This is a genomic window from Variovorax sp. GW458-11-26-14-LB1, assembly GCF_059423965.1.
On the sequence record NZ_JBWKYW010000029.1, the window covers coordinates 12289 to 33713 of the forward strand.

21 protein-coding genes, 3 tRNA genes and 1 pseudogene are annotated in these 21425 nt (G+C 60.3%); 14 read left to right on the forward strand and 11 right to left on the reverse strand.

Translation table 11 applies throughout. From position 1 onward, the window contains the following. Positions 1–15 precede the first annotated feature (15 nt). From AC07YS_RS19110 to AC07YS_RS19140, 7 genes are all read left to right on the forward strand, one after another. The gene (locus AC07YS_RS19110) at positions 16–840 is read left to right on the forward strand and encodes a MetQ/NlpA family ABC transporter substrate-binding protein (protein WP_495268821.1); all 825 of its coding nucleotides are present in this window, start codon (positions 16–18) and stop codon (positions 838–840) included. A 126-nt stretch (positions 841–966) separates the two neighbouring features. Continuing rightward, positions 967–2071 (forward strand): peptide chain release factor 2 gene (gene prfB, locus AC07YS_RS19115; RefSeq protein ID WP_095950518.1). Its coding sequence is split into 2 segments (ribosomal slippage): positions 967–1047 and positions 1049–2071, totalling 1104 coding nucleotides; the frame shifts between segments, so codons are not numbered across the junction. A 3-nt stretch (positions 2072–2074) separates the two neighbouring features. Then, the gene (locus AC07YS_RS19120) at positions 2075–2764 is read left to right on the forward strand and encodes an HAD family hydrolase (RefSeq protein WP_070062371.1); all 690 of its coding nucleotides are present in this window, start codon (positions 2075–2077) and stop codon (positions 2762–2764) included. Next, a complete protein-coding gene (pepN, locus tag AC07YS_RS19125) occupies positions 2748–5447 on the forward strand; it encodes an aminopeptidase N (RefSeq protein WP_495268822.1) in 2700 nt (899 codons plus the stop codon). Before AC07YS_RS19120 ends, pepN begins: the two co-directional genes overlap by 17 nt. A 23-nt stretch (positions 5448–5470) precedes the next feature. Beyond that, the gene (locus AC07YS_RS19130; protein ID WP_070062369.1) at positions 5471–6484 is read left to right on the forward strand and encodes a class 1 fructose-bisphosphatase; all 1014 of its coding nucleotides are present in this window, start codon (positions 5471–5473) and stop codon (positions 6482–6484) included. 25 nt (positions 6485–6509) lie between these two features. After that, positions 6510–6585 (forward strand) — tRNA-Thr (locus AC07YS_RS19135). Between the two features lie 260 nt (positions 6586–6845). After that, positions 6846–8261, forward strand: coding sequence for a DNA cytosine methyltransferase (locus AC07YS_RS19140; RefSeq protein WP_495268823.1), 1416 nt, complete (start codon positions 6846–6848; stop codon positions 8259–8261). A gap of 51 nt (positions 8262–8312) precedes the next feature. Here AC07YS_RS19140 and AC07YS_RS19145 read toward each other — a convergent pair. Next, positions 8313–8843 (reverse strand): annotated as a pseudogene (locus AC07YS_RS19145) (HhH-GPD family protein); the annotation flags it as partial. A gap of 38 nt (positions 8844–8881) precedes the next feature. Between AC07YS_RS19145 and AC07YS_RS19150 the strand changes: the two are divergent. Both AC07YS_RS19150 and AC07YS_RS19155 read left to right on the forward strand, forming a co-directional pair. Continuing rightward, the gene (locus AC07YS_RS19150; RefSeq protein WP_495268824.1) at positions 8882–11290 is read left to right on the forward strand and encodes an ATP-binding protein; all 2409 of its coding nucleotides are present in this window, start codon (positions 8882–8884) and stop codon (positions 11288–11290) included. Further along, positions 11287–12243, forward strand: coding sequence for a response regulator (locus tag AC07YS_RS19155; RefSeq protein ID WP_495268825.1), 957 nt, complete (start codon positions 11287–11289; stop codon positions 12241–12243). The genes AC07YS_RS19150 and AC07YS_RS19155 overlap by 4 nt, the downstream gene beginning before the upstream one ends. Before the next feature lie 92 nt (positions 12244–12335). Here the strand turns inward: AC07YS_RS19155 and AC07YS_RS19160 are convergent, their stop codons facing one another. Next, on the reverse strand, positions 12336–13550 hold the full coding sequence (locus tag AC07YS_RS19160) for a restriction endonuclease (protein ID WP_495268826.1): 1215 nt from the start codon (positions 13548–13550) through the stop codon (positions 12336–12338). Positions 13551–13804: 254 nt separating this feature from the next. Here AC07YS_RS19160 and AC07YS_RS19165 point away from each other — a divergent pair, with 254 nt between their 5' ends. Together AC07YS_RS19165 and AC07YS_RS19170 are read left to right on the forward strand one after the other, a co-directional pair. Next, the gene (locus tag AC07YS_RS19165; protein WP_495268827.1) at positions 13805–14218 is read left to right on the forward strand and encodes a nucleotide pyrophosphohydrolase; all 414 of its coding nucleotides are present in this window, start codon (positions 13805–13807) and stop codon (positions 14216–14218) included. 1 nt (position 14219) lies between these two features. Next, complete coding sequence (locus AC07YS_RS19170) at positions 14220–16088, forward strand: DNA/RNA helicase domain-containing protein (protein WP_495268828.1); 1869 nt, start codon at positions 14220–14222, stop codon at positions 16086–16088. Here the strand turns inward: AC07YS_RS19170 and AC07YS_RS19175 are convergent. Beyond that, positions 16081–16353: a hypothetical protein gene (locus tag AC07YS_RS19175; protein WP_495268829.1), complete on the reverse strand. Its 273-nt coding sequence runs from the start codon at positions 16351–16353 to the stop codon at positions 16081–16083. The two genes, AC07YS_RS19170 and AC07YS_RS19175, sit on opposite strands and share 8 nt — an antisense overlap. Positions 16354–16602: 249 nt before the next feature. Then, a complete protein-coding gene (locus tag AC07YS_RS19180; RefSeq protein WP_487848916.1) occupies positions 16603–17016 on the reverse strand; it encodes a hypothetical protein in 414 nt (137 codons plus the stop codon). Positions 17017–17125: 109 nt separating this feature from the next. Between AC07YS_RS19180 and AC07YS_RS19185 the strand changes: the two genes are divergently transcribed. Continuing rightward, on the forward strand, positions 17126–17302 hold the full coding sequence (locus AC07YS_RS19185; protein WP_157627325.1) for a hypothetical protein: 177 nt from the start codon (positions 17126–17128) through the stop codon (positions 17300–17302). A 128-nt stretch (positions 17303–17430) separates the two neighbouring features. Here the strand turns inward: AC07YS_RS19185 and AC07YS_RS19190 are convergent, their stop codons facing one another. The 4 genes from AC07YS_RS19190 to AC07YS_RS19205 all read right to left on the reverse strand — a co-directional run bounded on the left by AC07YS_RS19190 (position 17431) and on the right by AC07YS_RS19205 (position 18575). Next, positions 17431–17994 (reverse strand): HNH endonuclease, encoded by a 564-nt coding sequence (locus AC07YS_RS19190; protein ID WP_062473294.1) that lies wholly within the window; start codon positions 17992–17994, stop codon positions 17431–17433. A gap of 43 nt (positions 17995–18037) precedes the next feature. Next, positions 18038–18111 (reverse strand) — tRNA-His (locus AC07YS_RS19195). Positions 18112–18146: 35 nt separating this feature from the next. Then, positions 18147–18359 carry a short-chain dehydrogenase gene (locus tag AC07YS_RS19200; protein ID WP_139702009.1) on the reverse strand — a complete coding sequence of 71 codons (213 nt, stop codon included), beginning with the start codon at positions 18357–18359 and terminating at the stop codon, positions 18147–18149. A 139-nt stretch (positions 18360–18498) separates the two neighbouring features. Next, positions 18499–18575 (reverse strand) — tRNA-Pro (locus tag AC07YS_RS19205). A gap of 285 nt (positions 18576–18860) precedes the next feature. Between AC07YS_RS19205 and AC07YS_RS19210 the strand changes: the two genes are divergently transcribed. Both AC07YS_RS19210 and AC07YS_RS19215 read left to right on the forward strand, forming a co-directional pair. Further along, a complete protein-coding gene (locus AC07YS_RS19210) occupies positions 18861–19190 on the forward strand; it encodes a hypothetical protein (protein WP_307588821.1) in 330 nt (109 codons plus the stop codon). 3 nt (positions 19191–19193) lie between these two features. Beyond that, the gene (locus AC07YS_RS19215; protein ID WP_095746368.1) at positions 19194–19610 is read left to right on the forward strand and encodes a hypothetical protein; all 417 of its coding nucleotides are present in this window, start codon (positions 19194–19196) and stop codon (positions 19608–19610) included. A 14-nt stretch (positions 19611–19624) separates the two neighbouring features. Here AC07YS_RS19215 and AC07YS_RS19220 read toward each other — a convergent pair whose 3' ends face one another. From AC07YS_RS19220 to AC07YS_RS19230, 3 genes are read right to left on the reverse strand one after another with little or no spacing between them, the layout of a single operon-like run. Next, a complete protein-coding gene (locus AC07YS_RS19220) occupies positions 19625–20092 on the reverse strand; it encodes an acyl-CoA thioesterase (protein ID WP_495268830.1) in 468 nt (155 codons plus the stop codon). Then, positions 20089–20622, reverse strand: coding sequence for a MarR family winged helix-turn-helix transcriptional regulator (locus AC07YS_RS19225; RefSeq protein WP_062473285.1), 534 nt, complete (start codon positions 20620–20622; stop codon positions 20089–20091). Before AC07YS_RS19225 ends, AC07YS_RS19220 begins: the two co-directional genes overlap by 4 nt. Further along, complete coding sequence (locus AC07YS_RS19230) at positions 20619–21395, reverse strand: SDR family NAD(P)-dependent oxidoreductase (protein ID WP_070062353.1); 777 nt, start codon at positions 21393–21395, stop codon at positions 20619–20621. Before AC07YS_RS19230 ends, AC07YS_RS19225 begins: the two co-directional genes overlap by 4 nt. Positions 21396–21425: the final 30 nt, after the last annotated feature.

Consider the following 21425-nt stretch of genomic DNA (forward strand, 5'->3'; position numbering starts at 1 on the left):
CGATTTCGCGCCACCATGCATTCCACTTTCCGCCGCCGCGGCCTCGTGCTCGCCACCCTCGCCACCCTCGTCACCGCCCTTTTCGCCGGCAGCGCCGCCTTTGCGCAGGACAACAAGAACACCGTCAAGGTCGGCATTTCCGTCGGCAGCGCCGAGCAGGTGTTCGAGGTGGTCAAGAGGGTCGCCGCCAAGGACGGCCTGACCGTCCAGGTCGTGGTGTTCAACGACTACCAGCTGCCCAACGCGGCGCTGGCCGCCGGCGACCTGGACGCCAACGCCTTCCAGCACCAGCCCTTCCTGGACAACCAGATCAAGGCGCGCGGCTTCGACCTCGTGCCCGTGGGCCTGACCATCACCGCGCCGCTGGGCTTCTACTCACGCAAGATCAAGTCGATCGACCAGCTGGCCGACGGCGCCTCGGTCGGCATCCAGAACGACCCCTCGAACGGCAACCGCGCCCTGCTGCTCTTGCAACAGGCCAAGCTCATCACCCTCAAGCCCGAGGCCGTGAAGAACAACAACGCCACGCCGCTGGACGTGGTGACCAACCCCAAGAAGCTCAAGCTGGTGTCGCTGGACGCCGCCCAGCTGCCGCGCTCGCTCGACGACCTGGCCATTTCGGCCATCAACAACGACTACGCCGAGAAGGCCGGCCTGTCGTTCGGCAAGGACGCCGTCATCAAGGAATCGGCCCAGAGTCCCTACGCCAACCTGATCGCCGTGCGCCGCGCCGACAAGGACAAGCCCTGGGCCAAGCGCCTCGTGGCGGCCTACCAGTCGCCGGAGGTGCGCAGCTTCATCGAGACGCAGTTCAAGGGGTCGCTGATTCCGGCGTTCTGATTTCGGTCCCCGCGCCTTCCCCCCGAGAGGGAAGGCGCAATACAGGGGCGCTGCCTGGCGGGTTGGCGGACCGTGAGAAAATGACGGGTTCCCCCGAACACCAACCTCACACAGTCAGGACACCCCATGGACGCAGAACAGATCAACCAAATCGGCGCAATGCTCGCGGACCTGAGCGTTCGTACGGTCGATTTACGGAGGTATCTTTGACTACGATGCCAAAGCTGAACGACTGAGGACAGTCAACGCATCGCTCGAAGACCCGAACGTCTGGAACGACCCCAAGAAGGCCCAGGAACTGGGCAAGGAAAAGAAGTCGCTCGACGACGTGGTCGTCACGCTCGACCGGCTCACCAACGGGCTGTCGGACAACACCGAGCTCTTCGAGATGTCGAAGGAAGACGGCGACCTCGATGGCCTGCAGGCCATTGCCGATGACGCCGCCACGCTCGAAGCCGACATCAAGCAGCTCGAATTCCGCCGGATGTTCAACAACCCGGCCGACCCGCTGAACGCCTTTGTCGACATCCAGGCCGGTGCCGGTGGCACCGAGGCCTGCGACTGGGCCAGCATGCTGCTGCGCCAGTACCTGAAGTACGCCGAGCGCAAGGGCTTCAAGACGCAGATCGAAGACGAAACGCCCGGCGACACCGCCGGCATCAAGGGCGCGACCATCAAGGTCGAGGGCGACTACGCCTTCGGCCTGCTGCGCACCGAGACCGGCGTGCACCGCCTGGTGCGCAAGTCGCCGTTCGACTCGTCGGGCGGGCGCCACACCAGCTTCGCATCGATCTTCGTGTACCCCGAAATCGACGACTCGATCGAGATCGAGATCAACCCTTCGGACGTGCGCACCGACACCTTCCGCGCCTCGGGCGCCGGCGGCCAGCACATCAACAAGACCGACTCGGCCGTGCGCCTGACGCACATCCCGACCGGCATCGTCGTGCAGTGCCAGGACGGCCGAAGCCAGCACAGCAACCGCGACGTGGCGTGGAAGCGCCTGCGCTCGCGCCTGTACGACCACGAGATGCGCAAGCGCCAGGAAGAGCAGCAAAAGCTCGAGGACAGCAAGACCGACGTGGGCTGGGGCCACCAGATCCGCAGCTACGTGCTGGACAACAGCCGCATCAAGGACCTGCGCACCAACGTCGAAGTCTCGGCCACGCAGAAGGTGCTCGACGGCGACCTCGACGTGTTCATCGAAGCCTCGCTCAAGCAAGGCGTCTGACCGATGAGCCTGAACACCGGCAGGGTTGAAGCCCTGATCTTCGACATGGACGGCACCATGATCGACTCCATGCCCTGGCATGCGCGCTCGTGGGTGACCTTCGCGCAGCGCCACGGCGTGCAGCTCGACGTGAGCGAGATCCTCGCGCGCACCACGGGCCGCACCGGCACCGAGAGCATGCGCGAGCTGTTCGAACGCGAGCTCTCCGATGCCGAGTGCCAGGCGATGGTCCACGAGAAGGAAGAGATCTACCGCGAGCTCTTTCACGACAACTTCACCGAAGTGGCGGGCTTCACCGCCTTCGCCAAGGCCGCGGTGGCACGCGGCCTGAAGGTGGCGGTGGGCACGGCCGGCGACAGGCACAACATCGCGTTCGCCATGTCGCGCCTGAAGATGGACCCGCTGCCGCTGGCCATCGTCGGCGGCGACGAAGGCTTTTCGGGCAAGCCCACGCCCGCGATCTTCCTGGAAGCCGCGCGCCGCATCGGCGTGGCGCCCGAGCGCTGCATCGTCTTCGAAGACGCGCCCTTCGGCATCGAAGCGGCCCGCCGCGGCGGCATGCGCGCCGTGGCCGTGTGCAGCACCCATACGGCCGCCGAGCTGGCCGGCCCCCACGTGATCGCCGCCGTTCGCGACTACAACGAACTGGCCCATTCGAATTTTCTGGAGACCCTCGATGCTGCTTCAGCGTGACGCCCAAGGGCAACCCATTGCCATCCGCCGCGAAGACTATGCCGCGCCGGCGTTCTGGATCGACACCGTCGACCTGACCTTCGACCTCGACCCCGCCAAGACCCGCGTGCTCAACCGCATGCAGCTGCGCCGCAACCCCGAGGTGCCGGCCCAGCCGCTGCGCCTGGACGGCGACGAGCTCAACCTGGCGCGCGTGCTCGTGAACGGCCAGGGCGCCTCGTTCCGCATGGAAGGCGACCAGCTCGTCATCGACGGCTTGCCCGACGCGTTCGAACTCGAAATCTTCACCACCTGCTGCCCCATCAAGAACACCAAGCTGATGGGCCTGTTCGTGAGCGAAGACACCTTCTTCACGCAGTGCGAGGCCGAGGGCTTCCGCCGCATCACCTACTTCCTCGATCGTCCCGACGTGATGGCGATGTACACCGTCACGCTGCGCGCCAGCAAGGCCGCCTACCCGGTGCTGCTGTCCAACGGCAACCTGGTCGACCAGGGCGAACTGCCCGAGGGCCGCCACTTCGCCAAGTGGGTCGACCCCTTCAAGAAACCCAGCTACCTGTTCGCCCTGGTGGCGGGCAAGCTCGTGGCGCGCGAGCAGCGCATCACCGCGCGCAGCGGCAAGGAGCATCTGCTGCAGGTGTACGTGCGCGCCGGCGACCTCGACAAGACCGAGCACGCCATGAACTCGCTGGTCAACTCCGTGCTGTGGGACGAAGCCCGCTTCGGCCTGCCGCTCGACCTCGACCGCTTCATGATCGTGGCCACCAGCGACTTCAACATGGGCGCCATGGAGAACAAGGGCCTGAACATCTTCAACACGAAGTACGTTCTGGCCAACCAGGCCACCGCCACCGACGCCGACTACAGCAACATCGAAAGCGTGGTCGGCCACGAGTACTTCCACAACTGGAGCGGCGACCGCGTGACCTGCCGCGACTGGTTCCAGCTCTCACTGAAAGAAGGCCTCACCGTCTTCCGCGACCAGGAGTTCAGCCAGGACCTGTGCGCCGACGCCTCGGCCCGCGCCGTCAAGCGCATCGAAGACGTGCGCGTGCTGCGCACCGCTCAGTTCCCCGAAGACGCCGGCCCCATGGCGCACCCGGTGCGGCCCGACAGCTACATCGAGATCAGCAACTTCTACACCGTCACCATCTACGAAAAGGGTGCCGAGGTCGTTCGCATGATGCAGACGCTGGTCGGCCGCAAGGGCTTCGAAAAGGGCATCACCCTGTACTTCGAGCGCCACGACGGCCAGGCCGTGACCTGCGACGACTTCGCCCAAGCCATTGCCGATGCCAACCCCGATTCCGAACTGGCCCGCCTGCTGCCCCAGTTCAAGCGCTGGTACAGCCAGGCCGGCACGCCCCGCCTGGCCGCGCACGGCGTGTACGACGCGCAGAACCGCAGCTACACCCTGAGCGTGGTGCAAAGCTGCCCGCCCACGCCAGGCCAGCAGACCAAGGAACCCTTCGTCATTCCGCTGAACATCGGCCTGCTCGACGCCGCCACCGGCCGCGAACTGCCGATGCAGCTCGAGGGCGAAAGCGACGTCGCACGCGGCACCCGCACCATCGTGCTGTCGCGCGCCGGCGAGCAGATCACCTTCGTGGGTCTGGACGCCGAGCCCGTGCCATCCATCTTGCGCGGCTTCAGCGCGCCGGTGATCCTCGACTTTGCGTACACCGACGCCCAGCTGCTCACCCTGCTGGCCAACGACCCCGATCCGTTCAACCGCTGGGAAGCCGGCCAGCGCCTGGGCCTGCGTGCCGCGCTGCAAGCCATTGCCGCCAACGCCACCGACACCACGCCGGTGCTGAACGACGCCTACCTCGACGCCATGCGCGGCGTGCTGCGCCACCCGCAGCTCGACGCCGCCTTCAAGGAACTGGTACTCACGCTGCCGTCGGAAACCTACATCGCCGAACAGCTCGACGTGGTCGATCCGCAGCGGGTGCACCTGGTGCGCGAAGCCATGCGCGCCCAGCTCGCCACCGCCCTCTTCGCCGACTGGGAACAGGCCTACGAAGACAACAAGGACACCGGCGCCTACACGCCCGACCCGACCTCGTCGGGCCGCCGCGCGCTGGCCGGCATGGCGCTCAACTTTTTGTGCCTGGCGGCGCGCGCCTCGGGCGACACCGTGTGGCCGGGCAAGACCCTGCAGCGCTTCAAGGACGCGGGCAACATGACCGACCGCTTCAACGCGCTCAACGCCCTCGTGTCGTCGGGCCACACCCTGGCGGCGCAGGCGCTCGCGCGCTTCCACGCCATGTTCAAGGACGAGGCGCTGGTCATCGACAAGTGGTTCTCGCTGCAAGCCGGCGCCAGCGACCGCGGCGGCGACATCCTGCCGCTGGTCAAGCAGCTCATGAAGCACCCCGACTTCTCGCTGAAGAACCCCAACCGCGCGCGCAGCGTGATCTTCAGCTACTGCAGCGGCAACCCCGGCGCCTTCCACCGCGCCGACGCGGCCGGCTACGTGTTCTGGAGCGAGCGCGTGATCGAGCTCGACGCCATCAACCCCCAGGTGGCCGCACGCCTGGCGCGCGCACTCGACCGCTGGAGCAAGCTGGCCGAGCCCTACCGCAGTGCCGCTCGCGAAGCGATTGCCCGCGTGGCCGCCAAGCCCGACCTGAGCAAAGACACGCATGAGGTCGTCACCCGCGCCCTCGCCGGAAACTGAACCCACTGAACCCCACAAGATCCATGGCTCAACAAAAAATCTCCTTCACCCGCTACCTCGTCGAGCAGCAACGCGCCGACGGCCTCATTCCCGGCCAGCTGCGCCTGTTGCTCGAAGTGGTCGCCCGCGCCTGCAAGAGCATCAGCCAGGCCGTCAACAAGGGCGCGCTGGGTGGCGTGCTCGGCACCGCCGAGAGCGAGAACGTGCAGGGAGAAATCCAGAAGAAGCTGGACATCATCGCCAACGAAGTGCTCATTGAAGCCAACGAATGGGGCGGTCACCTCGCGGCCATGGCCAGCGAGGAGATGGAAACCATCCACGTGGTGCCCAACCGCTACCCGCAGGGCGAATACCTCCTGATGTTCGACCCGCTCGACGGCAGCAGCAACATCGACGTCAACGTGAGCATCGGCACCATCTTCAGCGTGCTGAAGAAGCCCGACGACACCCCCGGCGTGCAGGAAGCCGACTTTCTGCAGCCCGGCAGCCAGCAAGTGGCCGCCGGCTACTGCATCTACGGCCCGCAGACCACCCTGGTGCTCACCGTGGGCAACGGCGTGGCCATGTTCACGCTCGACCGCGAGCAAGGCAGCTTCGTGCTCACGCAGGAAGACATCCAGATTCCGGCCGACACCAAGGAATTTGCCATCAACATGAGCAACATGCGCCACTGGGACGAGCCCGTGAAGCGCTACATCGACGAATGCCTGGCCGGCAAGGAAGGCCCGCGCGGCAAGGACTTCAACATGCGCTGGATTGCCAGCATGGTGGCCGACGTGCACCGCATCCTGATGCGCGGCGGCGTCTTCATGTACCCGTGGGACAAGCGCGAGCCCGAAAAGGCCGGCAAGCTGCGCCTGATGTACGAGGCCAACCCCATGAGCTGGCTCGTCGAGCAGGCCGGCGGCGCCGCCACCAACGGCAAGCAGCGCATCCTCGACCTGAAGCCCACCAAACTGCACGAGCGCGTGAGCGTGATGTTGGGTTCGCGTCACGAAGTCGAGCGTTTGACGCAGTACCACGCCGAGAAGCCTTGATTTCTTGGCTATAATCTGAGGCTTCGCCGGTGTAGCTCAGTCGGTAGAGCAGCTCATTCGTAATGAGAAGGTCGGGTGTTCGATTCATCTCTCCGGCACCAATCCAAAAAAGCCCCGCTATTTTTCGATAGCGGGGCTTTTTTCATGCTCAAACAAAAGACCCGTGCCTGTGACCGTTCTATGTCGAACGTCGACCGGAGTAAATGATTAGTAGGCGCTGCCCCAAGAAGGTCGAAGCTGCCGCCATTTTCATTGCGTTCCCAGGAAACAACAGAGCAAAAAAAGGACGCTGGGACTCTGGCTCTGATCGCGGACTTTCTATAACGTGACGCACGTGCCTTGACTCCGTGCTTGCAAACCCATGAACCTCAATTTTGTAGACTTGTTCGCCGGCTGCGGCGGACTTTCTCTCGGCCTAATGCAGGCCGGTCATCAGGGCATTTTGGCAGTGGAGAAGGCAGCTCATGCTTACGCAACACTGGACGCCAACCTCGTAGCGCGCTCTGTCAATGGGCGTTCGTTTTCATGGCCCAAGTCGATACCAAGGCAGGCACACGACATTGCCAAACTGCTGACGGAACATCGCGATGCGATCGCTGCACTCGCAGGCACCGTCGACTTAGTAGTTGGTGGGCCGCCATGTCAGGGCTTTTCGGTATACGGCAAACGCAAACCCAACGACCTTCGCAATACCCTGTATCGACGCTATTTAGAGTTTGTAAAAATCGTCCGCCCTCGAGCGGTGATACTCGAAAACGTTGAAGGCATAAATATGCCCTTCGTCGACAAGCGGGCCAACAGCGATCGGCGCACCGTCAATACCGCAGCACTGAGAATTCAAAACCAATTAAAAACGCTGGGCTACGGCTCCGTTGCACTACGGCTTTGTGCCTCTCAATATGGAGCACCTCAAGTTCGTCCGCGCTTCTTTATAGTTGCAATTCAAAACGCTAGCAAACAATCCCTGGAGCTTGCAGTAAACGATAGCTTTCTCGATGAAATGCGCAACCTCCATTTGCAATCACTTGGGCTTAGCACACAAGATATCGTTACTACAAAAGATGCGATTTCCGATCTGGAAATTGAGGGAAAAGCTCGAATCCCTTGCCCTGATACACGCGGCTTTGAGCAAGCTTTTTATCCCGGCCCGCAAACTGACTACCAGCGGGCAATGCGGCAAGGCATGGCCTTGAGCTCCCCCCCAAACTCAATTCGACTCCCTAAGCACGCGACCACAACAATTGAAAAGTTTCGCCTAATTCAACAAAAGGGAAATCCTGGGCACAAAATTAGTGCCGAATTGCGCGCAGAACTCGGCACTGCAAAATTTCGAATTCACTGGTTGGGTGCCGCACGCCCGGCCCCCACGATTACCACTCTGCCAGACGATTTCGTTCATTACTCTGAGCCTAGAATTTTAACGGTCCGAGAATGTGCTCGCTTGCAAACATTTCCGGATTGGTTCGAATTTCAAGGAAAATACACTACAGGCGGTGAGCTTCGAAAAACCGATTGTCCGCGCTATACCCAGGTCGGCAATGCAGTGCCCCCTCGGTTGGCTCAATTTCTAGGCACCTATATCAGAGAATTGCTACAGCGCGACGTCAACTTTAAAGAGCAAAAAACTACGCAATTGCAATCGACCAAAATTGCAGGTATTTCGCAAAGGGCAATTGACGCAAACCGGGTTTCGAATGTGGCATACCAACGCAGCGAGATCCAAAACTGCCCAGCTAATCAGGATCGAGTTCTCATCGTCGACAAGTGCGTGGCTTAGAGCTTGAAGCCACGGGTCAAAGCGTATATCAACGAGTTGGCGTGCTGAAAAACAACGCTCGAGAACGCGCGCCATGCTTGCATCAAGAAGCGGCTTGCGGCGCCCATACACATGCACCTCAATCGCGTTAGCAACATATTGCCCCACGCCAGGTAGCCGCTCAAGTTCAGCGCGCTCGATCGGAAAAGCGCCCAGCTTTACCCGCTCTCTTGCAAGCGCCTTCAAAACCTCCGCTCGTCGCCTCCACAAGCCTAGCGGACGCAGTGCGTCCTCGAGCGTAGTACGCCTGGCCCTTGCGAGACGAGGCCAGGACGGATAGCGCCGAAGAAACGCTGGCAGAAAATCGCTCACGGATTTCGCTTTCGTGCGCTGAAGCAGCACTTCGCTGACGACCAAAACATACTCGTCAACGTCGTCATAGCGCCAAACAAAGTTCCGGCCATGGCTCTCGAACCAGACCAGCAGCAATGAGCGAATACGTGCGATCGAACGTCTGGCAGCCGCATCTAACGCAACTGACTGGGGGCGACGCCGAGGTGATGTGGCATCGGGCACTTGGCGAAGCTGGGCTTTCAGGCGCATACTATTAACAAAATGTAAAGCCCTGACAGGGAAGATCAATGCCGCCAAAGAAATTGGATCGCAACAAAGACCCGAGCTTGTTTTTCCGAGTTAGCTCCGGCTTGAAAAGCATAATCGGGCGAGATCTTATCGTCAGCGATTTCGTTGCCTTGTTCGAGCTTGTGAAAAATAGCTTCGATGCCAGAGCAATAGACGTGCGTCTGGTTTTTGAAGAAGACACCATTTGGATAATCGATGACGGCAAAGGCATGTCGCACTCCGATTTAATAAAAAAATGGCTCTTTGTCGCATACTCCGCAAAAAAAGATGGGACAGAGGACTATGACTATCGTGACAGCGCGTCGACCAACCAATATGCTGGAAACAAAGGAGTTGGTCGTTTCTCATGCGATCGGCTTGGAAAATTTTTAACATTACAAACTCGCTCCCAGGAGAAAGGTAGTTCTGTTGAAGAGCTGGACCTTAAGTGGGGATTATTTGAGCAAGATCAAAATAATGAGTTTATATCCATCCCGGTAGATCATCAAACCCTGGATGAATTCGAAATTCCCAAAGGGATCGAGGCACCGCTACATGGAACAGTGCTACGAATTAGGGGCTTGCGAGATTCATGGAATCGAGAAAAACTACTAAAGCTTAGAGCCCACCTAGAGAAGCTTATCAATCCATTTGAATCCAAGGACGAAAAATTCAAAATCACACTCATCGCAGAACACGAAAAGCGAACTGACGAAGAGATTCAAACCCGTCTTGCGGCAGAAAGCCCTGATGATGCGCCTGCGTTAAATCGAAAAATAGTTAATGGGCAAATCACGAATTTTGTTTTCGCCGAGCTAACTGACAAAACCACTCGCCTCGAAGTCTATTTCGTCGACGGCGGCGAGAGCATTGAAACAGTACTTATCGATCGCGGCAAGCTGATTTATCGAATTCGGGAAAAAAATCCATACCTATTCTTAAGTCACGCAGGATTCAAATGTCGGCTATTTTTCTTGAATTTGGCGGCTAAGCAAACATTCTCTCGAAGAATTGGCGTTCCTGTAGTTCAATTTGGCTCTGTTTTTCTTTTTCGGAATGGCTTTCGCGTCTTTCCCGTTGGAGAGGAAGGTGATGACACATTTGAGCTTGACCGGAGAAAGCAGCAAGGCTATGCGCGTTTTCTGGGAACTCGAGACGTTATCGGCCGAATCGATGTTCATGGCACCGAAGACAAATTTCGCGAAGCAACTAGTCGCGATCAAGGACTAGTTGAGACGCCTGCCTATCTGGAGTTACTTGACGCGTTCAAAGAACGATGTTTAAAGCGACTAGAAGCATACGTTGTTGATGTCACATGGCAAGACAAACTGGACAAGATGCGAGACGACGCATCGGGTCTTTCTTCCGCTCCAGCGCGTGCTCGTGTAATTGAATTGGTTGCAGCAATTGCAAAAACCAACGAAATTGAATTACTAGAATATGCAAAAGATATTGTTGACGTCCTAAGTGAACGCGTCACGGAATTTGAAGGCTCCCTTGATGATCTGAAGCTACTGGCACGTCATCTAAAAGACCCTCAACTTGAGAAACGAGTTGCTCGAGCCGAACAACGCTTTAGAGAGCTGAAGGAGGCGGAGGAAAGAGCGCGTGAAGCCGCGGATCGGGAGTTAGCGGCACGGAAGCAAGCAGACCTCCGGGCCCGCAGTGCAGAAGAAGCCCGAGTAAAAGCTGAGCAAGGTCGCGCGGACGCCGAGACTGCTTACGAAGAGGAGAGAAAACGCAATCTTTTTCTCGCCGCAGTTACCTCACTCGATTTTGATGCGGTCACGAACTTACATCATCAAATCACAATTCATTCCTCTGATATTCATTCGCTTATCGAGGCTCAGATTGATCGCCTTAGTTTAGGGAAATCGCCTGACAAAGAAACGCTCTTTAGCTTCTTGGAACAAATGAGATTCAAGAATCAACAAGTAATGGCTATTTCTCGACTGGCTACGCGTGCAAACTTCCGAATGGATTCGGATGTTATTCATGATGACTTGGGAACTTACGTCGCTCAGTACATGAGCAACGTAACACCACTCTACATGGACCGAATTCAAATCAATGTTGGAATTCCAGAAAAATCATTTATTCAAAAATTCAAGCCCATCGAAATAGCTATTGTTCTTGACAATCTGGTTGTTAACGCCAGAAAGGCTGCGGCACGCATTTTAAATGTCAGCTTCAACTTTTCGACAAAAGACGCAATGCAAGTGGCTTTTTTGGATGATGGCAAAGGAATAAATTCTTCTCTCAAAGAAGTTTCTCGACTTTTTGAAAAAGGATTCAGTACTACTGATGGCTCAGGCCTTGGTCTTTATCATTCTCGACAGGTGATGGAGTCGTTTGGTGGGACTATTGAATATCGCACGCCGCCCAATGGTAAGGGCGCTGCTTTCATCTTGACATTTCCTTCGACATGAACCTCCTTGAATACTCCGTTGCGTGGATTGAGGATCAACCCAATCAGGCCAAGGGACATGAAGACGTTCTTCGTGGGAAGCTGGCCAGACAGGGACTCGATCTGCGAGTTCAATGGATCACAAACGGCGATGAATTAAGAAACTTTCTCGAAGCACTCACGGAAGAAAGTGGCCTGGATTTAATTCTGGTCGATTGGAAGCTAGGGCAAATGGTTCAAAACGGCTCGGGGTCGAGTGTTGCGAAATCAATTCGTGACCAGCACTCCTATGCCAATATCATTTTTTACAGCTCCGCCAGCCCATTAGAATTGCGAAATGAAATCGCAAAGCAATTAATTGATGGGGTTTGGTGCGTCAATAGAGACTATTTTGTACAAGAAGCTTGGCATACGATACAAGCCAGCCTTCGACGACTTGATTTAAATTCAATGCGAGGTTTATTTGTAGCTGCCGTTGCAGAGTTTGATCAAAAAATGAAGGGGGCCATAATGAAAGTCTATGGTCAACTTGACGAAAAATCAAAAACACAACCTGCTATCGCTTTGGTTGCAAAGAAGCTAAGCTTCGCTCGCGCAAATGTCGAGGCGATCGAAAAACTCGATGTCGATGCAAATCTCGGAAGTTTTTTGGAAAAGGCCGGGACTTTCGAATTATTCTCTCTCTTGCAAGAATTAAATTCCAGAGCAGGAATTTTTGATGCGCCTCACAAAGAGGTGACCAAACTTCTTAGTAAATTTGAAGAAGAGGTAATTACACCGAGAAATGATTTGGCTCACGCGAAAACGAGCTACAACGCAGGCAAGCCTACTCTTACTCGTAATGGCCGCAGCTATGATGGCCCTCGATTTTCAGAGCTCCGGACTAATCTATTGCAGCATCACGAGAATTTGCTACTACTTTCAGACAAATACGCAGAGAAAATCGCCACTAGACTTAAAGAATTGGGAAACTGATCTTGGCCCATGCATGAATTTTCGCCGCGAGGAACGCTCCCTCTCCAGCACCACAAAGTGAGCGGCTTGCCTTAAAGGCACGGTCCCCCTTCCTAGGCTTGCTGGCCCGACGTTGCCCATTCGTCTAGCAGCAGGCGGACACGCTCTAGTGAGTTGTAGCCAGCTTGAATCAGAATTTCGGCGATATCTCGTCCGCTGATGAGAACGATGGGATGCCGGTCATCCCGCACCTCCGTGTAGGCTTGCCGAGCGATTACCGACGTGGTGACCAATACGCCGAACTGACGATGTCGAATGCGTGAGATCAATCGGGCTACTTCGCGCACGCCAACGGTGTTTGCCGAGACATCTCCAGAGCTGGGCCGATAACACTTGGCCTCCAAAGCGAACTCCGCATACACAGGATCGGCGCTCAGGCCCAGCAAGTACCTCCCGATGGCATCTCGTCCGCCATCGACGCTGCCTCTGGTGATCTCGTCAATGATCACGCGCCGATCCGTCAGCTGGTAAATCCGTGCAGCGAACGACTCGAAAGCAAGAGGCGAGTCTTTGAAATGAGCCCAGACGCGCTCCAAGATCGCGGCTTTGAGCGGTGTATCCGGCGTTTGCTCGCTCTCCGTTCGGATCACCTTCGTGGGCTCGGAGGTCAGCGGGCTGTACGCACCTGACTCGACCCAGGAGCGCCACGTACTTGGCGCGGTTGCCAAAGCGCTCTCTTGCGAAGCGAGGCTCTCGATCCACGCGCGCGGAACGGTGGCGGTGTTGAGCACAGTAAAGACCGAGCGGTAGTTCTGAAACCGCTCGCCGGCAGTCGTCTTCCACACAGCAACCAAGTCTTCAGTCATCGGCAGCCCCGGAAACCCCGGCGCCGCAAGCCCCTTGAACTGAACGGATCTGTTGCTCTTTGCCGTAGGGCACTTGGTGAAGACAAAGAACGGGGGCACCTCTGCCCTCTTCGCGGCATCTCCATGCGCGTTCTCGAAGGCCGCCTTCAGCAACAGATTGCCTCGCCGCCTCGTGTCATGCAGATCGTGGCCCGGCGTACGGTTGTCTCCGTAGTAGACGAATTGCCCGGTATTCAGGTCCAAGCGATCGGGCCAGTCGCCTTCCTCACCGCTCGAGTAGAGAACGACGAACTTCCTTTTCAAGCCGAGGCCTGACGCTCGAAAACCACCCTGGTTGCCGGCGCCAGGGAGCAGCTTGGCAATGGGATCGCTGCTTGTGTTGCCGGCACTACCGCCCTCATAGATCGCATCCACAACCAGGTCGGCAGTCGATAAATCCTCGAAGCTGAATATGCGAGTCATGGGCAAGAAAGGTTGAGGCGGGCGCCACAGAAAAACGCGCGGCCGATATGCGCGGGCGCATTGAATTTAACAATCTTGAACCGGCACGCCTATCCCGCAGGCCTCGCTTCCTAGGGAAACACGTCGTTCCCAATCTGCGCTGGATACACTTGTTTCATGAAGCCCCCTCTGATGTTGGCGATCAGCTTGGCTCGAAGCAGTCAACGCCATGACCGTGAAGCACTTGCTTGTTTGCTCGCACAAGGAGAACGCGGGTGAACGAGAAGCAAGGCGCTGGGCCAGTCGCCCCTCTCATCGATGTCTCACGGCTGGCAGCGCAACTCGAGCACTTCGCCACCGAGCGCGACTGGGCCCAGTTCCACTCCCCCAAGAACTTGGTGATGGCCCTGACCGGCGAGGTCGGCGAGCTGAACGAGATCTTTCAGTGGATGTCCGAGCAAGGCTCCAAAGAAGCCGGCCGAAACCCACAGACAGCCCAGGCCGTTCAGGACGAACTCGCGGATGTCCTGCTCTATCTCGTTCGCCTGTCTTCCGTCTTGGGCGTGGACCTCAACGCTGCGGTCCAACAGAAGCTGAAGGCCAACGCCCTGCGCTATCCGGCTGACAAGGTGCGCGGCAGTAGCAAGAAGCACAGCTCGCAGGAAGCGGGCGAATCTGGGAAGGATTGACGTGATCGTCTACGAGGCCGACAAGAAGCAATTTCTCAGCGACAACAACGACAGGGACATCGAAGACGTCATCCTGGCCAAGTACTTCAGCGCCACCGGCCGCAAGGTCCCGGCGGCCGAAATGAGGTCGTGGAGAGATTCGTTGGGCTACATGTCGAAGGTCCTCAGCGACTCCGAAATTCCGAATGACGTCGGCGTGGCCGTTGAACTTCATATCCCGCAGAGTTCCAAGCGCATCGACATCAGCCTGACTGGTCGCGGCCACGACGACTCGAAGAACATCGTGATCGTCGAGCTGAAGCAGTGGGACAAGGTGAAGTCGTCGACCAAAGACGCACTGGTCAACACCTACCTCGGCGGCGGGCACCGCGAGGTCGTTCACCCGTCGTACCAAGCGTGGTCCTATGCCTCCTTGATGGAAGGCTTCAACGAAGCCGTCTACTCCGGAGGCATCTCCGTTCAAGCCTGCGCCTACCTGCACAACTACGAGCGCGACGGCGTGATCGATTCGGCCCACTACGCCGACTACATCGCCAAGGCGCCGCTGTTCCTGCGCGGTGAGGCCGAGCGAGGCTTGCTGCGCAACTTCATCAAGCAGCACATCAAGTTCGGCGACCCGAGCGTGCTCTATGAACTGGCCAACGGACGCATCAGGCCATCGAAGGCGCTCAGCGACAGCCTTGCGGGCCTACTGAAGGGGAATCCCGAGTTCATCTTGATCGATGACCAGAAAGAGGTCTACGAGAACATCTTGGCTGCAGGCCGATCTGCATCGAGCGCGAACCCCAAGGTGGTGATCGTCGAAGGCGGCCCGGGGACTGGCAAGACGGTGCTCGCCATCAACGCCTTGGTCACCTTGATGGGTGCCGGCCTGAACTGCAAATACGTTTCGAAGAACGCCGCACCTCGGCGCGTCTACGAAACCAAGCTCGCGGGCACCATGACGCGCACGCGCTACTCCAACCTCTTCACGGGCTCCGGTGGTTTCATCGAAACACCCGCAGACCAGTTCGACGTGCTGATCGTGGACGAGGCGCACCGCCTGAACGAAAAGAGCGGCCTGTACGGCAACCTGGGCGAGAACCAAGTCAAGGAGTTGATTGCCGCCGCCAAGTGCACGGTGTTCTTCATCGACGAGGACCAGCGGGTCGCGTTGAGCGACATCGGCACGAAGCAAACCATCCGCACATTCGGCACGGACAAGGGCGCAGAGGTCTCTGAGCACGGGCTCGCGTCGCAGTTCAGATGCAGCGGCTCCGACGGCTACATCGCGTGGCTCGACGACGCCCTCGCCGTTCGAGAGACCGCGAACAAGACGCTCACGCCGGCCGAGTTCGACTTTCAGGTCTTCAGCGATCCGGCGGATCTTCATACAGCGATTGCGCAGAAGAACAACACAGGCACCGCCCGTGTCGTCGCCGGTTACTGCTGGCCCTGGACCAGCAAGAAAGACCCGAAGGCCTTCGACATCGTCATTGGCGACTACCGCAAGCGATGGAACCTCGATGTCGATGGCAGCCTCTGGATCATTGCGCCGAACTCGATCAACGAGGTCGGCTGCATCCACACCTGCCAAGGGCTGGAGGTGGACTACATCGGCGTGATCATCGGCCCCGACCTCATCGTGCGTGACGGCCGGGTCGTGACGGAGCCATCGGCCCGCGATCGGCACGACAAGACCTTGCGCGGCTACAAGGCACGGCTCAAGGCAGACCCGAAGAACGCCACAGCAGAGGCCGACCTGATCATCAAGAACACCTACCGCACGCTGATGACGCGAGGCATGAAGGGGTGCTACGTCTACTGCAGCGACGAGGAGACCGCCAGCTACTTCCGCGCGCGGTTGTCGTCCCCCGTCGCGCTCACGTAGGTGCCGACGCGTCCGCTGCGTTGATCCGTCTCAGCAGTTGCTGCGCAAGCTCTGCAACTTCGCCAGCCAGGTCTGATGCGATCCACATCACGTGGTCTCGGTGCACGGCACCGATCGCGTCGAACCATTCACTGCAGTCTCCGTAGCAACAGCTCAGCAGCGATTGCAGCTGGGACGACTTCTTCTCCAGAAGGTCGGCGGCGTCGGGGCAGGCTGCCCTGAGGGAATCGGGCGTGGTTTGCCCGGCGATAATTTGATCAGCCATTTGGTGTGCGTCCTTTCCGAGGTTGTGCACGTCACTTGGTCAGACGGTCAGGGTGTTAGCGCACCCTGGCCGTCGCCTTTTGTGCCTCACATCGACATCGCTGCGGTGTGCATCGATGTCCCGCCGTGAGGCGCGGCGGTCGTTCAAATGTAGGGAGAGAAGCGCGTCAGCGGAAGCCTCGCACGGTGAACAAATGAGGACTCGCGTCGACTTGTAGTGACGCACGCGAAGGCAATCGCGCTGCGAGCCTCAACCCGCACCCGCCTCCCACGCCTCCACCCGCCGCACCAACGCATCCCGCCGCGCCACCACCTCCGCCAGCAGGTACTGCCGCGCCTGCTCTTGCGCCACGTCGCTCGACAGAAACCACTGCTCGCGCTCGGCGCTGCCTTGCGGTGGCGGGGTGCCCCACCCTGCTTCGCCGTTGGCGCCTCTGAACGCTTCGGTCATGGGCAGGCGGCCGTCGGTCTTGCCGATGCTCGACAGCGCATCGGGCGGGCCGTCGAGCGCAATGCGCACGTGCACGACGCTCTCGCCTTCGGTGCGGATCGATGCGCCCAGGCCGCCCTCGCGGTGCACGCGCCACAGCTCGGCCGCGGAGGCATTGCGGACCCAGCTCTCCAGGGCGCGGACCAGGCTCTCGAGAATGATTTGTTGGTTCATGAGGAATATTTCACACATTTCTGTCTGGTGTCGGCAAGCGGCCACGGTGCGATGGGGCCAAAAAGCCGTTGTAACTTCTTGCCTTGGCGCCTGCGCTATATTTCTTGGCATGGAAAAGGCATCCGACATAGGCAAACCCACGGTTCCGATCGATCTGATCGGGCCGGAGCATTGGGTCCGTTCACGGCGCGGCCCTCGCCGTACGACGAAGGTGCTCTTCATCCTGCTCGGCGGGCTCGCAGCAGCCACAGCAGTGGCTTACAGCTTCTTCGGCGCGGGGCGCTGAACACAACAAGCCACTCGCACCTTCATTCACTCACACACGCATCGCTCGCCCACCGCGAGCCGCACAAGGCAAAGCCCGCTGTCCGTTGATCCAACGGGCAGCGGGCTTTTCTCTTTGTGCGCGTGGCGCTACTGCAGCCGCGAGCCGCGCGGCAGGCGCTTGGCCAGCCACTCGTGCACGTCCGCGCGGATGTTGCGGCCTTCGAGCAGGAAGTTCTCGAAGCGGCTCGGCACGTACGGCAGGTAGACCAACGGCATGCCGGCTTCTTCGGGCGTGCGCGCGGCCTTGCGGTTGTTGCAGACGGCGCAGGCGCTCACGAGGTTGGTCCAGCTCCACGGGCCGCCGCGCGACTCGGGCATGACGTGCTCGCACTGCAGGTCGCGGTCGGCGAACACCTGCGCGCAGTAGGCGCAGGTGTGGCGGTCGCGGCGCAGCAGCTTGGCCTTGGTCACGCCGGGCACGACGTCGAAGAGGTTGATCTTCGACGCGCCGCGCAGCGCGATGATGGGCGCGACGTCGATGCGCGACTGCACACCGCGCGCCACGTTGAAGCCACCACGCAGCGTGGCCAGCGGCAGCGCGCCGTCTTCCCAGGCCACGTTGCCGGTGGCGTAGTGCAACACCGCCTGCTCCAGCGAGATCCAGGCTTGCGGCGTGCCCTGAATATCGAGTTGCAGGACGTGTGAATGCATGACGAATCGCCTCCCTTCGCGGCGATGGCTTGTGGTGAACGGATGGGGTGCACGAACGGAATCGAACCGTTGTCAGCGGGACCACAACCCGCGGCTCTGCCATTGAGCTACACGCACCATTGAAGAAACAGAAGACGAGCAGTGCTGAGCTGCTACCACTCGCCCGACGCGCGCACGCGCTGGTCGAGGTCGAGGCTGTCGAGCGGCGCCTCGCTGCCGCCCGGCAATGCCGACGCGCGATCGGCCACGTAGCGCGGCCCGAGCCCCACGCCGAAGCGCTGGGCCAGCGACCACACCATGTGCCTGCGCGGCAGCGGTGCCGGATGCACGGCGATCATCCGGATCGGTGTGTTGCGCTTGCGCATGAGGGCCTCCTTGGTGGGTAACGAAAAAGAAAGTAGTGACTTGAAAAATGTCCGGTGACGGGTTCCGGCGCCGCCCTATCTTTGCGGCCGGTTTCCGCGGGCGGGCCACGCGTTGGCATGGCCCGGTCCCGCTCGGGTGTGGTCCGTGTGGCAGGAGTTGAACCTGCGACCCTCTGGTCCCAAACCAGATGCGCTACCAGGCTGCGCCACACACGGAAAAAAAACAAAGAAAAGCCTGCCGCCCTTCCATTTCGGTTGTGTCCTCACGCGACGGGCCACGCGCTGGGCGCGGCCCCGTCGAACGTCGCTGCACAGGAGTGATCAACTCATGCACATCCCGCCAGACCGTCGACGCGGCAATTTCTGGCGGTGGGGTGAAGGCACACCCGAAATGAAAAGCGGCAAAAACAAAAAGGCCCGGAACCTTGCGGTGTCCGGGCCTCTTTGCGAGAGAGCTTGAGAGATGCGCGCCTACGCGCGACCTCCACCCGGGGGCACCTGATGAGCCTCGAACTGACCACCCACGCGCAGACGGGCTGCGGCTTTGGCGGCGTACGCGGTGTTCAGGTGCGAAGACAACGACAGGGGCGACGGCATGTCGAAACCATGGCAGAACCCGACGCGCACGAGCGGTCGGCCCGAGGCGGGTCGATGGCTGGTGAGGATCAGTGCGGTGTTCACGATGGTTCCTGGTCAAAAATTGCCGCTGTCGGCTGTAAGGGGTTGGAAAAAAGGGACGGCTTGTGCCGTGAATTGGAGGCAACTGTAAAGAGTGTTTACGGCGACGTCAACAACCGGGACAATCTTTTCTTGTCTTGTTGTTGTTTTTGAACAGTGCCCCATACCACCGTCGCGCGCCGCCGCAATGCGCTTGTGCTGCATCGCCGCTTTCTCGAGGACGCCGTCGCGGCGGGCCTGCCCGCCAAGGGGCTCGACCAGGCGTTCGCACGCAAGCTCGAAATCTCTCCGAGCATGTGGAGCCAGATCAAGAGTGCGCGGCCCATCGGCGACAAGCTCGCACGGCAGATCGAACGGCATTGCGACGTGGCCGCGGGCTGGCTCGACGAAGACAACACTGCGCCTTCGGAAGCACCGCCCGACGCGGCGGAAGAGCGCTTCGTGGCGGCCGCGCGCGAGGCGTGGCGCCAGGCCAATGCGAAGGGAAAGCGGGAACTCAGCGGCTGGCTGAAGAAGCACGCACAGGAGAAGAAGGCGCTCGAGCCTGCCGACGGCGCTGCGCCGGCGCCCTAGCCTTGCTCAGGCCTTCAGGCCTTGCCAGCGGGCTCGGCAGCAGCCAACGCCGGCGCATCGCGCAGGATGGCCGCGCGCATGTCGTCGGGCACGGCGATGGCGCGGTGCGTGTCGAGCGAGGTCGTCACCAGCACCTGACGCACCTGCATGCGCACCTCGCCCGTGGTGGGCTCGAAGCAGCGCAACGCGAGCGCGATCGAGCGCGAGCCCAATTGCGCGACAGAGAGGCCGAGCATCACGCGGTCGCCCATGCGGCTCACGGCGCGGAAGTCGGCGTCGAGCTTCACGGTCGGCAGGCCGACGCGGCGTTCGCCGATCAGTGCGTGGTAGCCCACGCCGAGTCCTTCGCTCACCCAGTCTTCGACCAGGCCGTTGAGCATCACGAAGTACTGCGGATAGAAGACGATGCCCGCCGGGTCGCAGTCGGAGAAGCGAATCAGGCGCGGGCGCTGGAACTCCACACCACCGCCCTCGCCGCTCATGCGCGGTCCTCGACCGCGCCGTCGCCGCGCATCACGTGCACGCGCAGCAGCCCGAGCTGGTTGTGCATCTGCTTGACGGTCTTCATGTCCAGGCCCGAGAACATCTCGAGGATCCACTGCTCGTGCTCGGTGGCCATGGCCTCGAAGGCGTTGCGGCCTTCGGGCGTGAGGCTCACGATCCAGGCGCGGCGGTCGTCGGGGCTGGGCGCGCGCGCCACCATGCCTTCGCGCTCGAGTTCGTCGGTCAGGCCGGTGACGTTGCCGCCGGTCACCATCAGGTAGCGCGAGAGCACGCGCATCTTCAGTCCGTCTTCGTAGCGGTACAGCTGCGCCATGTAGTCGAAGCGCGCCAGCGAGATGCCGAAGCGCTCGCGCAGCCGGCGCCGGATCTCGGCCTCGATCTGCGTGGTGCTCGCGAGCATGCGCAGCCACAGCTTGAGCATGGCGTGGTCTTCATGGCCGGCGCGGGCTTCGTGGCCGAGTTCTTCGGCGTCGCTCAGCACGGCGTGGGAGGCATCGTTGCGACTCATGTGACTTCTCCTCCGGAAACGGAGATCGACTGGCCCGTGACCGACGCGGCGCCTTCGCCGCACAGCCAGCGCACGGCGTCGGCCACTTCGGCCGGCTGCACGATGCGCTTTTGCGGGTTCACGCTGGAGAACTCGGCCAGCGCATCGGCTTCGCTGCGGCCGGTCTTGCCGACCACGTTGGCGACGCTGTTGCGCAGGATGTCGGTGTCGGTGTAGCCCGGGCACACGGCGTTCACGGTGATGCCCTTGCGCGCCACTTCGAGCGCGAGCGCGCGCGTGAGGCCGATCACGCCGTGCTTGGCCGCGGTGTAGGCCGACACGTAGGCGTAGCCCTTCTGCCCCGCCGTGCTGGCGATGTTGACGATGCGGCCCCAGCCGGCGTCGAGCATGTCGGGCAGCGCGGCCTGTGCGCACAGGAAGCTGCCGGTGAGGTTGACCGACAGCATGCGCTGCCACAGCTCGACCGAGGTCTTCAGGAACGGCGCGCTCTCGGCGGCGCCCGCGTTGTTGACCAGCACGGTCACCGCCCCGCGCTCGGCCCGCGCCTGCGCAAAGGCCGACTGAACAGCCTGCGGGTCGGCCACGTCGGCCGCCACCACGCCGTGGCCGCTGCCCGCCAGGGTCTCGGCCACGCGCTGCAGGGCCTGCGCATCGCGGCCCAGCAAGGTCAGCACAGCGCCCTGGGCGGCAAGGGTGCGGGCGATCTCTGCGCCAATGCCGCGAGCGGCGCCGGTGACGAGGGCATGACGGCCAGTGAGCGAATTTGTGTGCATACCTGAATGGTTTAGTTCTGAATCATTTTA